This is a genomic window from Pinisolibacter sp. DMC100 (assembly GCF_056313705.1).
In genome coordinates this window covers 1,638,522-1,650,861 of the sequence record NZ_JBQUZT010000001.1, presented here as the reverse complement: position 1 = coordinate 1,650,861, position 12,340 = coordinate 1,638,522, and the positions used below count along the sequence as shown (strand labels likewise).

Below are 12,340 nucleotides of genomic sequence, written 5' to 3'. Positions count from 1 at the left end.
CACTCTCCTCAGGCGTGCTTTTCAGTCGAGCCGTCCTTCGCGCTCTCCCGGGGGAGAAGGCCGCGAACGATGGCGTCGGGGGTTTCGAACAGGCTCGAGGCGCGCATCCGGATTTCTTCGGCGACGAGGTGGTCGGCACCGGCCTGGTGGACCCGGATCCTCTGGATACCGGCACCACGATAGGCGAGACGGAGGTACGGAACGAGCGGGAGTGCCACGATCAGGAGCAGCACGGACACGAGTCCGGGATGCCATCCGTCGGGGCCCGGCAGACCGCCGGTGAGCGTGGCGACGATCGGAGTCATGCCGAGTTCGGCCTGGATCGCGGCGATCGGAACCAGGATGAGGCCCGGCATCACGCCGACGACGAGGCTGGCGGCCGCGAGGATGCCCATCGGGATCCGCATGGCGAGCGGGGCCTCTTCGGCGGCGAGCGCCTTGGCGGTCGGCGCGCCCATGAAGGCGGCGTGGGCGAACTTGAGCACCGCGGCCAGCGTGAACAGCGAACCGATCATCGCCGAGATGCCGAGCGCCCAATGGCCGGAGGTGAAGCACGCCTGGAAGATCATCCACTTCGAGGCGAAGCCGTTCAGCGGCGGGATGCCGGCGAGCGACAGACCCGCGAAGAGGAAGACGCCGAAGGTGAAGGGCATCTTGCGGCCGAGACCACCGAGTTCGTCGAGCATCGTCGCATGGTTGGCGACCATGATCGCACCGGCCACCAGGAACAGCGTGTCCTTGAGCAGCATGTGGTTGACGAAGTGGGCGAGACCGGCGGCGACGCCGTCCGAGGTGCCGAGCGAGACCGCCATCATGACGTAGCCGAGCTGGCAGACCGTCGACCAGATGAGCACCAGCTTGATGCCGTTCTGGATGAAGGCCTGGGCGCCGGCGACCAGGATGGTGATCGCGCCGATCACGGCGATGACTTCCAGCATGGTCGGCAGACCGACCAGGGTGCCGCCGACGCGAGCGAAGACCGCGGCGCCGCCGAACAGGGTGAAGAGCTTCAGCACGCCCCAGGGGCCGGACTTCAGCAGGACGGCCGAGATGTAGCCGGACACCGGGGTCGGAGCCGCGGCGGGGTGCATCTGGACGTCGATGCGGACGGGCAGCTGGGCGGCCTTCATCACCAGTCCGAGGAAGACGGTGACGAGACCGGTGGCCAGAGCCGGCAGCGGCATGGAGGCCGCGGCCCGACCGATACCGGCGAGATCCGTGGTCCCGGCCGTCGTGGCGAGCACGCAGAGGCCGAGGAACATGAAGCTGGCGCCGATGGTGTTGAAGAAGAAGTACTTGAAGCCTTCGCGGCGGGCTTCCGGGGTCTCCTCGTGGACGATCGCCGCCCACAGCGCCCAGGAGGACATGACCTCCCAGAAGCCGAAGAAGGAGAAGACGTCGCGCGCCGCGGTGAGGCCGACCAGACCCGCGATCATCAGGCCGAAGGCGGCGAAGAAGCGGCCCTGGGCATGGTTGTGCGCGAGATAGGCGGTGGCATGCAGCATGTTGAGCACGCCGACGCCGGTGATGAGCAGCGCGAAGGCGAGCGACAGGGCGTCCCACCGGCCGCGTTCCATCAGGATCGCGGCGAAGGCGGCGACCAGCACCAGGACGGCCAGGCGGCCGGCCCAGGTGACCGAGCGACGGCCGACCAGCCAGACCACGCCGGCGCCGACGAAGGCGACGATCGCGGCGGCGGGCCACACCATGGCGAGGTTCGGCAGGACCGCGTCGGCGATGCCGGCCTGGGCGGCGAAGGCGGTGCCGACCGGCAGGACGAGAGCGAGCGGCCAGGCGGGGACGATACCGCCGGCGACGATCACCACGGCGAGCACCGAGACGGCGATCAGCATGGAGAGCGGCGCCTCGCGGACGTCGTCCGAACCGGTCCACGGCTCGAAGAACAGCTTGGCGACGACACGCAGGTAGTAGACGGCACCGGCGAGACCACCGAGCAGCAGCAGCGTCGCGATCTCCCAGTGACCGGCGTCGACCGCCGCCCACACCATCAGGAACTTCGAGACGAAGCCGTTGAAGGGCGGCAGGCCCATGACGGCGATGGAGGCGAGCGCATAGGCACCCGCGGTCACCGGCATCTTGCGGCCGAGGCCGGCGAAGTCGGCGATCATGTGATGGCCGGTGCGCAGAATGAAGGCGCCGGCCGCGAAGAAGAGAAGAGTCTTCATCGCGGCGTGGTTCAGCACGTGCAGCAGCGAGGCGTCGACGGCGAGCGCGGTGCCGAGGCCGAGGATGGCGACGATCTCGCCGACCTGAGCCAGCGTCGAGAAGGCGAGCATCCGCTTCAGCTCCTTCTCGAACAGCGCCTTGACCTCGCCGTAGATCACCGTGATCGCGCCGAGGACGACGAGGACGGTGGCGAGATCGACGCCGTGGAAGGCGAAGCGCTTCAGCGACGCGGCGCCGATCACGATCATCAGGATCTTCACCAGACCGAAGACGCCGGCCTTGGTGAGGATGCCCGACAGCGGACCGGAGACCGAGGCGGGAGCGACCGGATGGGCGAGCGGCAGCCAGGCCTGCAACGGCACGAGGCCGGCCTTGACGGCGAAGCCGACGAGGAAGCAGGCGACGATCGCGGCGCCGACCATCGGGGCGGCCTGCGGCAGCCCGGCGGTCATGGCGGCGAACTCGAAGGAGCCGACCTGAGCGTGGGTGAGCAGGATGCCGAGATGCATGACGTAGGCACCACCGGCGCACATCACGAAGTAGACGAGACCGGCCTTGAGAGCCTTCGGGGTCTGTTCATGGACGACCAGCGCCCAGGACGACCAGGTCATCAGCTCCCAGAACAGATAGAAGTTGCCGAGTTCGTGCGCCGTCGAGAGACCGACCAGAGAGCCGATCATCAGGAAGGCGAAGAACCAGTAGCGGTCGCGCGAATGGCTGGCGGCGATGTAGTCGACCGAGTAGATCGCCATCACCGCGCCGATGCCGGCGAAGATCAGACCGAAGAGGCGCGAAGCCGCGTCGAGGCTCGGGTCGAGGGCGACCAGAACCACCGTCGCGATCGCCAGCACCACGGCGGCGACGTCGCGCAGCCGGGCATTGACGCGGCCGAGGGCGAAGATCGCGAAGGCGCCGACCCACGGCACCAGGACGATCGGCGACCACGGCGCCTCGAAATGCGGAATGCTGCCGACGGCGACGCCGGCGGCATGGGCGGAGAGATCGACCAGCGGTTCCGGCCAGACGCCGAGGACGGCGGTGACCACCGCGAGCACCCAGGCGATCGGCATGGCCGCGGCCGGGCCGGGCACCAGGTCGAAGGCGCGGGTCGGCGTCTCGAAGCACAGGCGCTGGACGACCCGGACGTAGTAGACCGAGGCGACGATCGCCGCCGCCGTGCCGACCAGGGCGATGACGATGCGGCCCTGTTCGATCGCGGCGTAGAGGATCAGGAAGCGCGAGAACGAGCCCTTGAACGGCGACAGGCCCATCGTGGCGAAGAGGCCGAAGGCGAAGAGCGTCGCCGCCACCGGCATCACCGAGACGATGCCGGAGAGATCGTCGAGCCTCGAGGTGCGGGCGCGGCGGACGATGTGCCAGCCGACCACCAGGACGAGGCCACGCATCACGAGCTGGTAGCCCAGATGCATGAAGGCGCCGGTCGTCCCGGCGTCACCGCCGAGGCCGAGACCGACGAGGAGCCAACCGATTTCGGCGATCGTCGAGAAGACGACCACCCGCATCAGGTTGGGCAGGGCGAGTAGTGCCGCGACCTCTCCGAAGAAGAGGAAGATCGCCCCCATGGAGGCGAGAACGGCGGGATCCATCGATGCTAGCAGTGACATGGCGACAGGCCTTCCCGTGACCGACGTCCGGAATTACGTTGATGGTACCCTAGGGCGACAGGTCGTCCGGGGCTGTCGGGGAGCCGACAAATACGCATTTGTGCGGGTCGGAATTCGTCACGACGCGGCCCACCATCGCGCGAGCCCCACTCGACCAGGATCATCCGTCATGCATGAAACAGCCGTCGTCGCCGGAATTCTCGGCATTCTCGAACGCTCGGCGACAGCCGAGAGCATCGCACGAATCACCACCGTCCGCATCAAGGTCGGACGCCTGCGCGGCCTCGACGTGCGACAATTGGTCGGAGCCTTCGAGGTGATGGCGGAGGGCACGCGGGCGGAAGGCGCGCGCCTCGAGATCGACGAGGTCCCGGTCTCGGCGCGGTGTCCGGCCTGCGAGGTGACCTTCGAGACCAAGGGCTGGAACCTCGCCTGCCCGAGCTGCGGATCGACCGAGACGGAGATCGTCGCCGGCCGCGAGCTGCACGTGGAGGACTTCCAGGGCACCCGCGAGACGGCCGAAGGCGCGTGAGAACGACGATCGGACGGCGCCGGAGCGGTGCCGTCCGATCGCGTCGCACGATGCGGGGCACGAAGACGACTACGGGCCGGACGCGGCACGAAGGCAGCGTCCGGCCCGCTGCACACGGGACGGCCCCTCGTCGGGGAGAGGGACAGGGGCAGGGCCGGCCCGGGGCGATCTCGGTCAGGCAACGCGATCGCGCTGAGCGAAGTGGCCGCGCATTTCCGCCAGCAGCCAGTCGACCCACCGGTCGAGTCCGGACTCGCTCTTGGCGGAGACCTCGAGGATGGCGCCGCGTCCGCGGACCCCTTCGATGGCGCGACGGGCGCGGGCCACGTCGAAGTCGTCGAAATGCGGCAGCAGATCGGTCTTGGTGATCGCCACCAGATCGGCGTTGCGGAAGATCACCGGATATTTCGACGGCTTGTCGTCGCCCTCGGTGACCGAGAGCAGGACGACGTCGCGATGCTGGCCGATGTCGAAGTCGGCCGGGCAGACGAGGTTGCCGACGTTCTCGACGAAGACCAGATCGAGGTCGTCGAGCGCCAGGCGGTCGAAGGCGGTCTCGGTCATCGCCGCGTCGAGGTGACAGGCGACGCCGGTGGTGATCTGGATGGCGACGATGCCGTGCCGACGGATGCGGGCGGCGTCGTTCTCGGTCTCGAGGTCACCCTCGATCACCGCCACCCGGAGATTGGGCGGCAGCGCGGCGAAGGTCGCCTCGAGCAGGCGCGTCTTGCCCGAACCGGGCGACGACATCAGGTTGACGACGAAGACGCGATGACGGTCGAGCCGCTCGCGCAGGCGCGCCGCGGTGCGATCGTTGTCCGCCAAGATGTTCTCGAAGACGGCAACCGTCGCAGGGTCGGCGGTCGGGCCGCCGCAACCGCATTCCTGGCACATGGGAACTTCCTCGTTGATGTTCCGACCGGCTCAGCAGGCCTCGCCGGCGCGCAGTTCGCGACGGAGGCGGCCGATGTCGGAGATGACCATGGAGCGCTGGCCGAACCGCCGCAGGATACCACTGCGGGCGAGATCCGCCATGACGGTGGAGACCGACTGGCGCGTCGCGCCGATCTCGGTGGCGAGATCCTCGGCGTTGGGCGGCGAGGTCAGGACGATGCCGTCGTCGCCGCGACGGCCCTCACGGTCGGCGGTGTCGCACAGGACGCGGATCAGGCGATGCTTGACGTCGGCGAAGACCATGTCCTCGACCAGACGCAGCGAGCGCTCGAGCAGCTTGTCGAGCACAGGCATCGCCCACAGCAGCAGTTCGGGGTCGGTGCGGGCGAGATCGCGGATCGCCTTCATCGGAACGAAGACGATCTCGCTGTCGCGCCGCGCCTCCAGGGTGGAGCCGGCACGGACGCGGACGGTGTCGCCGGCACCGAGCACGAAGAGGGTCAGCTCGCGACCGTCGCGCGAGACGAAGGCCCGCAGGCAGCCCGAGCGGACGACCAGCAGGCCGTCGGCCTCGTCCTCGTCGTCGGAGCCCAGCCAGAGCTCGCCGGCCGGGATCTTCCGGCGGGAGGCGAGCCCGGCGAAGGCCCCTTCCGAGAGGCGCCGCTGGAGGAGATGGTTCGGGTCGTCGTGGTGCATCGCAACGCTCTCGATCGCATGTCCTGGGGCCGGAATGCCGATCGCCGTGCGATTCGGAAGGCCGGCCGGCCGTTGTTCGATGAGGTCATTTTAGAAGCTTTCCGGCCTGCCACATCCGGAAAACCGCGCGATTTCAACGTATCAGACCTGATGTCGCATCCACTTCGGGCGTGTCGCAACATGCGACACATGTCTTCGTTGTGCTATGATCGACATAGCGGAAGACAATCGATGCATACGTTATGTAAGTGAATTACACTTCGAGCCGATTTCCGAGGCTAGTCTCGGACACCTCGTTCGCCGACGCGCCGCGCGCTGCGCGCGACATTCTCAATCCTTGCTCGAGGAACCGTTGAGATGGCGATAGAGTGTCGAACGATGGATGCCGAGCCGACGCGCGGCGCGCGCGACATTGCCGCCCTCGGCCTCGAGCGCGGCGCGCATCGCCGTCAGCATGATCGAGTCGAGCCCTTCCTCGACGTCCACCGCGAGAACCGGCTCGGCGTCGACCGCACCGACGTCGGCGATCTCGCGCGGCAGGACGCCGGGCGACAGCGTCTCGCCGGCCTCCGCCAGCACCGCCAGCGCCCGCAGGGTCGAGATCAGCTGACGCCGATTGCCGGGCCAGGCGTAGGCGGTCAGCACCGCCAACGTCTCCTCGGGCAGGTCGCCCGGCGGACGGCCGCGCGCCACCGCTTCCCAGGTCTCGAGGATCAGGGCACGGCGATCGGGATGGCGGCGGATCGGCAGCAGATCGACGGCATGGGCGGCGACGCGCACCATCAGATCGGGCGAGAAGCCGCCGGCGGCGACACGGTCGGCGAGACCGAAATGGCTGGAGGAGACGAGGTTGAAGCCGCGCCCGCCCGGTGCGTCGTGACGCAGCGCGTCGGCGAGACGCGCCTGCAGGCGCAGCGGCAGGGTCTCGACCAGATGCAGATAGAGCGTGCCGCCCTCGGCGCCCGCCGTCGCGCCGGGCCTGTCGCCGTCGCCGAAGAGCTCGCGCTCGACGTCGGCGATGTCCTCGGCGGAACAGTCGACGACGACATAGGGACCGCCCGCGAAGCGGCTGCGGTCGTGGATCTCGCGCGCAATGGCGGCCTTGCCGCAACCGATCTCGCCGACCAGCAGGATCGAGATGCCGGCATCGACCAGCCGGACCGACCGCTCCAGCAGCGTCCGCGTGCGGACGTCGAAATGCGACCGGCCGACCTCGATCGGCCCGGTGGCACGCGGCAGCGGCGGCATGCGGGTGGGCACGTCGGCGGCGACCTGACGGCGGCCGTAGAGAATCGAGCCGCGCAGGGTGCGGATCCGGCTGCGCTCGATCGGCGCGTCGACGGCGATCTGGTCGTGCCGCGTCTCGAAGATCTGTTCGTAGCCGATGGCGCCGAGCGCCGCCCAGTCGATGCCGAGCAGGTCGAGCGCCTGACGGTTGGCGCCGACGAGACGCGAGCCCTCGAAGGCGAGGAGGCCCTCCAGCGGGCTCATCACCAGATCGGGGTCGGAGTGGAAATGGATGCGCTCGTGGCGGCCGAAGCGCTGTTCGAACAGCCGCCGCTCGATCTGCTCCACCGCGCGGCGCACCAGGGCGAGCGCGTGCGAGCCGGCCTCGCCGACGTTGCTCGACAGGTCGAGCACGCCGATGATCGCGCCGGCCGGGTCGAAGATCGGCACCGCCGAACAGCCGAGAATGGCGTGGACGGGAAAATAGTGCTCGGCGCCGTCGACCGACACCGGGCCCATCTCGGCGATGGCCGTGCCGATGGCGTTGGTGCCGATGGCCGCCTCGCTCCACTCGACGCCGGGGCGCAGGGCCACCCGCGAGGCCCGCTCGGCGAAGTCGATCGAACCGACGGTGGCGAGGATGACGCCGGCGGGATCGGTCAGGATGACGATCGAGCCGGTCGAGCGCGCGTCGGCGTGCAGCGCCTCGAGCTCGCCGCGCGCGGCGCGCAGCAGCATCTCGTTGCGTTCGCGCAGATCGCGCAGCTGGGCGTGGGAGAGCACCTCCAGCGCCGGGCGCTGGTCGAGGTCGAGCCCGTGCTGCTGAGAGCGCCGCCAGGAACGCAGAATCGTGTCGGAGACGGTGCGCCCCGTCTCCGCGCCTTCGTTCAGGTAGCTGCGCCTCAGCTCGATCAACGCCTTGCGCCGATCGGAGCGTGACTTGCCCTGTTCTCCTCGTCCCCGTCCAGAAGAGGAATTCATCAGACTGCCTCGCACCATTCGGTAGCTCCGCCGATGGTACCTCGACCGCGGCGAAAACCACAGTGCGCGATCGGGGTACTTTCGACCATTTTCGTCACGGGAACGGTGTGACGGTGAACGAATGCCGAAAACGGCCGCGAAGTGTTCGTCAGCAGCACGTGCAGCCGCCGTCGACCGTGGCCGCCGTCCCCGGAGCCGAGCCGGAACAGGCGAAGGCTCCGAAATGCTTCGTGCGGTCGCCGATCACCCTGAAGTGCGAGGCGAACCGCGTCTCGCCCACCATCGCGGCGGTGTTGCCGCACACCGGCATCGGCTTGCCGGTGAAGAAGGTGTGGTGGTCGTCGAGATCGAAGCGATGGGGGTGGTCGGGGATGGTGCCGAGATAGATCGCCACCTGACCGTAGTCCTCGCAGGCGTCTTCGAGGGTGTCGAGTGCGAAGGCGCGCACCGTCATCGCGGAGAAGCCGACGTTGCCGACCCGCGCCTCGATCTCGGCATTGTCGATCGACACGGGGCGACGGGCGACGACGCGGTGATCGGCGAAACCGACGCCGACCATCAGGCGACGGAAGTCCTCGACATAGAGCGCCCCGCCCATGCATTCGCCGAGCAGAACGGGATCGCGGGCGAGCGCGGCGGGCAGGCGCCGGTCGGCGAAGACGTCGGAGAAGAGGAGTTCGCCGCCCGGCTTCAGCACGCGGCGGATCTCGGCGAAGACGCGCTTCTTGTCGTCGGACAGGTTGATGACGCAGTTCGACACGACGACGTCGATCGAGCCGTCGGCGATGCCGGCGGCGGCGAGATCCTCGATCGCGCCGAGGCGGAAGTCGACGTTGGAATGGGGGAGGCCGATCCGCTCGGCCTGGACGTCGCGGTGGCGGCGGGCGACGTCGAGCTGGGCGGCGGTGAAGTCGACGCCGATCACCGAGCCGTTCGGCCCGACCAGCGCCGACAGGAGGAAGGCGTCGCGGCCGGCGCCGCAGCCGAGGTCGAGGACGCGCCTGCCGGCGATCAGCGGCGGGATCGGCGAGCCGCAGCCGTAGAAGCGGTCGAGCACCTCCTCGTCGAGCGTGGCGAGGACGGCGCGATGGGCCGGCGGGATCGTCTCGTTGCAACAACAGGCGCCGGTCTTCAGATCCGCGGCCCCCGACAGGACCGACCCGTAGTAGCCCTTGACCAGATCGGCATGCGCGCTGTTCTCGGCCATGGCCTCGGCCTCCTGGGGTAGGGTCGGGGGCCGGCCGCGACGACCGCCCCCGACGCCGGTGTCATGCGATGGTCTCAGGCGACGGGCGCGGCGGCGCGAGCCCACTTGCCGATGTCGAAGGTCGGGTCGGCGACCTGCTCCGGCGACAACGTCAGACCACGATCGAGAATGCGACGGGCGGCGTTGTGGTCCTGCACGGCGTTGAGGCTGTCGGCACCGAGGAAGGTGTCGCCGCGGAAATAGAACGCCGAGAAGCGATAGTTGGCGACGTCGCCGCGCAGCACGTGGCGATCGTGATCGCCGGAGCGACCGACCGAGCGCATCTTGATGTCGTACTGATCGGACCAGAACCACGGCGGGGCGACGAAGGGCTTCTCGCGGCCCATCAACGCGGCCGCGCCGGCCTTGGCCTGTTCGACGGCGTTCTGCACCGACTCCAGCCGGTGGAGCGGCTGGCCGGGGGCATGGGCGGTCGCGGTGCAGTCGCCGACGGCGACGATGTCGGGATCGGCGGTGCGGGCGCAGGTGTCGACGATGATGCCGAGCTCGCAGGCGAGACCGGCCTCCTTGGCGAGGCGGTCGTTGGGCACCAGACCGATGCCGGCGACGATCAGGTCGGCTTCGAGCACCCGCCCGTCGGCGAGGCGCACGCCGGTGGCGCGACCGTCCTTGGACAGGACCTCGACCACCGAGGCCTCCATTTCGAGCGTGACGCCGCGTTCGCGGTGGAGACGGGCATAGATCTCAGAGATCACCGGCGCGACGGCGCGGGCGAGCACGCGAGACTCGCGTTCGACCACCGTGACCTGCTTGTCGCAGAGGCGGCAGCAGGCGGCGATCTCGAGACCGACGAAGCCGGCGCCGACCACCAGCACCGTCTCGGCGCGGCCGAGGGCGGCGGCGAACTTGTAGGCGTCGTCGATGGAGCGCAGCGAGGAGATGTCGGGCAGGTCGCCGCCGGGAACCGGCAGGCGGCGGTTGTGGCCGCCGGTGGCGATGACGAGGCCTTCGTAGGCGAGCGTGCTGCCGTCGTCGAGCGCCACGGTGCGGGCGGCGCGGTCGATCGAGAGGGCGTGGATGCCGGGGCGGAAGTCGATGCCCTTGGCGGCGATCGCCTCGGGGCCGCGCAGCTGGATGTCGGCGAAGTCGAGCGTGTCGAGCAGCGCCTCCTTCGACAGCGGCGGACGGTGATAGGGCGGATGCGGCTCGTCGCCGACGAGGACGATCTCGCCTTCCCAGCCTTCGTCACGCAGCGATTCCGCCGCCTGAATGCCCCCCTGCCCCGCTCCGACGACGACCATCGGGCGGTCGGTCCTGTTCGCGCGCGCTTTCATGTCGTTCCTCCGTTCGATCGTCGCGCCCGCGCTCGAGACGCGAGGCGCGCGATGGTCGCACTCTAGTGTCGGCGCGACACCCGTGCTGTCGGCTGGCCGACAGTCGTGGCCCCGACGAAAGACGAAATGCGGCGCATGCGGCGAAATCGTCGCGGCATACGCGATGAAACGGAAGGCGTTTGCGGTATTCACCGATTGGCGCGAAAGGTGATTGCTGGTATCAGCCCATCCTCGAACGAAACCACCGGCGGAGCCACGCTCGGGCAGCCGCCGCGACAGCGGGGCGACGGCATGACCGGGAACAATCGCGACGCATTCACCACCACCTTCGGCGCGTTGCTCGCGACGCTCGGTTCGGCGGTCGGCCTCGGCAACATCTGGAAGTTCCCCTCGCTCACCGGCTCGAACGGCGGCGCGGGCTTCCTCGTGGTCTATCTCGGCGCGACGCTGCTGGTCGGCCTGCCGGTGATGATCGCCGAGACCATGCTCGGGCGCACGGCACGGGCCGACGCGGTGACGAGTTTCGACCGGCTGGCGCCGAAGGGCCAGGGCTGGTGGAAGATCATCGGCTGGATGGGCTTCGCCGCGGCGCTGCTGATCATGGCCTTCTATTCGGAGGTCGCCGGCTGGGTCTATGCCTATGTCTTCAAGGCGATGACCGGCGAGATCGCCACCGTCGACCCCAAGGTCGCGGCGGTCGCCTTCGGCAAGCTCGTCTCCGATCCGGTCGCTTCGCTGGTCTGGCAATGGGTGGTGCTGGCGATCACCGGCACGATCATCGCCTTCGGCGTCTCCAAGGGCATCGAGGCGGTGGCGCGGCGGCTGATGCCGCTGCTCTTCGTGCTGCTGGTCGTGCTCTGCGTGCGGTCGCTGACGCTCAACGGCGCCGGCCAGGGCCTCGCCTTCCTGTTCGACCCGGACTTCGCCAAGATCACGCCGGCGGTCGTCCTGACCGCGCTCGGCCTCGCCTTCTTCAAGCTGTCGCTGGGCATGGGCACGATGCTGACCTACGGCAGCTATTTCCGCCCCGAGCAGAACATCCCGGCGACCGCGGCGCGCGTCATGTTCGCCGACCTGTCGGTGTCGCTGCTCGCCGGCATCGCCATCTTCCCGGCGGTCTTCGCCTTCGGCTTCGAGCCGGCGGCGGGTCCGTCGCTGGTCTTCATGACGATCCCGGCGGTCTTCACCTCGATGCCGGGCGGCACGATCTTCATGACGGTGTTCTTCGTGCTGACGGCGATCGCCAGCGTCGGCGCCATCCTGTCGCTGCTCGAGGTGCCGGTCGCCGTGCTGATCGAGCGCTTCGGCATGCGCCGCAAGACGGCGGCGGTGACCACGATCGTCATGATCGGTCTCCTCGGCGTGCCGGCGGCGCTGTCGCAGAGCCTGACGGCGGAGACCAAGATCTTCGGCATGAACCCGTTCGATCTCTTCGACTTCCTGTCGTCGAACGTGCTGCTGCCGGCCGGCGGCATCCTGATCGCGATCTTCGTCGGCTGGGTCCACGGCCTCGCCGAACCGGAGAAGCGCATGGCGGCGGAGGGCTCGCCGCTCGCCCGGGCGTCGATCCGCACCGCCTTCTTCCTGGTGCGCTGGGTCGCTCCGGTGGCGATCGCGATCATCCTGCTGAACGGGCTGAAGGTGTTCTGAGGCCGGG

8 protein-coding genes are annotated in these 12,340 nt (G+C 69.0%); 2 read left to right on the top strand and 6 right to left on the bottom strand.

Features of this window, described 5'->3' with window-relative positions; genetic code table 11:
• Positions 1-8: 8 nt before the first annotated feature.
• A complete protein-coding gene (locus tag ACT541_RS07625) occupies positions 9-3,812 on the bottom strand; it encodes a proton-conducting transporter transmembrane domain-containing protein (protein WP_476135581.1) in 3,804 nt (1,267 codons plus the stop codon).
• Positions 3,813-3,981: 169 nt separating this feature from the next.
• On the opposite strand from ACT541_RS07625, the gene hypA reads away from it, so the two are divergent.
• Positions 3,982-4,344, top strand: a complete 363-nt coding sequence (gene hypA / locus ACT541_RS07620; protein WP_476135579.1) for a hydrogenase maturation nickel metallochaperone HypA — start codon at positions 3,982-3,984, stop codon at positions 4,342-4,344.
• A gap of 174 nt (positions 4,345-4,518) precedes the next feature.
• Here hypA and hypB read toward each other — a convergent pair whose 3' ends face one another.
• From hypB to ACT541_RS07595, 5 genes are all read right to left on the bottom strand, one after another.
• Positions 4,519-5,169 (bottom strand): hydrogenase nickel incorporation protein HypB, encoded by a 651-nt coding sequence (gene hypB / locus ACT541_RS07615; RefSeq protein ID WP_476135577.1) that lies wholly within the window; start codon positions 5,167-5,169, stop codon positions 4,519-4,521.
• 99 nt (positions 5,170-5,268) lie between these two features.
• Positions 5,269-5,934, bottom strand: a complete 666-nt coding sequence (locus ACT541_RS07610) for a Crp/Fnr family transcriptional regulator (RefSeq protein ID WP_476135575.1) — start codon at positions 5,932-5,934, stop codon at positions 5,269-5,271.
• Positions 5,935-6,264: 330 nt separating this feature from the next.
• Positions 6,265-8,142, bottom strand: coding sequence for a sigma-54-dependent Fis family transcriptional regulator (locus ACT541_RS07605; protein WP_476135573.1), 1,878 nt, complete (start codon positions 8,140-8,142; stop codon positions 6,265-6,267).
• Positions 8,143-8,290: 148 nt separating this feature from the next.
• Entirely contained in the window at positions 8,291-9,349 is a 1,059-nt protein-coding gene (locus ACT541_RS07600) for a methyltransferase domain-containing protein (RefSeq protein ID WP_476135571.1), read from the bottom strand.
• 74 nt (positions 9,350-9,423) lie between these two features.
• Positions 9,424-10,683 (bottom strand): NAD(P)/FAD-dependent oxidoreductase, encoded by a 1,260-nt coding sequence (locus ACT541_RS07595; protein ID WP_476135569.1) that lies wholly within the window; start codon positions 10,681-10,683, stop codon positions 9,424-9,426.
• 291 nt (positions 10,684-10,974) lie between these two features.
• On the opposite strand from ACT541_RS07595, the gene ACT541_RS07590 reads away from it, so the two are divergent.
• Positions 10,975-12,333 carry a sodium-dependent transporter gene (locus ACT541_RS07590; RefSeq protein ID WP_476135568.1) on the top strand — a complete coding sequence of 453 codons (1,359 nt, stop codon included), beginning with the start codon at positions 10,975-10,977 and terminating at the stop codon, positions 12,331-12,333.
• The last annotated feature ends 7 nt before the right edge of the window (positions 12,334-12,340 follow it).

Coding starts and splice junctions, on each gene's coding strand:
- ACT541_RS07625 (WP_476135581.1), bottom strand. CDS start 3,812: ATGTCACTGCTAGCATCGATGGATCCCGCCGTTCTCGCCTCCATGGGG.
- hypA (WP_476135579.1), top strand. CDS start 3,982: ATGCATGAAACAGCCGTCGTCGCCGGAATTCTCGGCATTCTCGAACGC.
- ACT541_RS07610 (WP_476135575.1), bottom strand. CDS start 5,934: ATGCACCACGACGACCCGAACCATCTCCTCCAGCGGCGCCTCTCGGAA.
- ACT541_RS07605 (WP_476135573.1), bottom strand. CDS start 8,142: ATGAATTCCTCTTCTGGACGGGGACGAGGAGAACAGGGCAAGTCACGC.
- ACT541_RS07600 (WP_476135571.1), bottom strand. CDS start 9,349: ATGGCCGAGAACAGCGCGCATGCCGATCTGGTCAAGGGCTACTACGGG.
- ACT541_RS07595 (WP_476135569.1), bottom strand. CDS start 10,683: ATGAAAGCGCGCGCGAACAGGACCGACCGCCCGATGGTCGTCGTCGGA.
- ACT541_RS07590 (WP_476135568.1), top strand. CDS start 10,975: ATGACCGGGAACAATCGCGACGCATTCACCACCACCTTCGGCGCGTTG.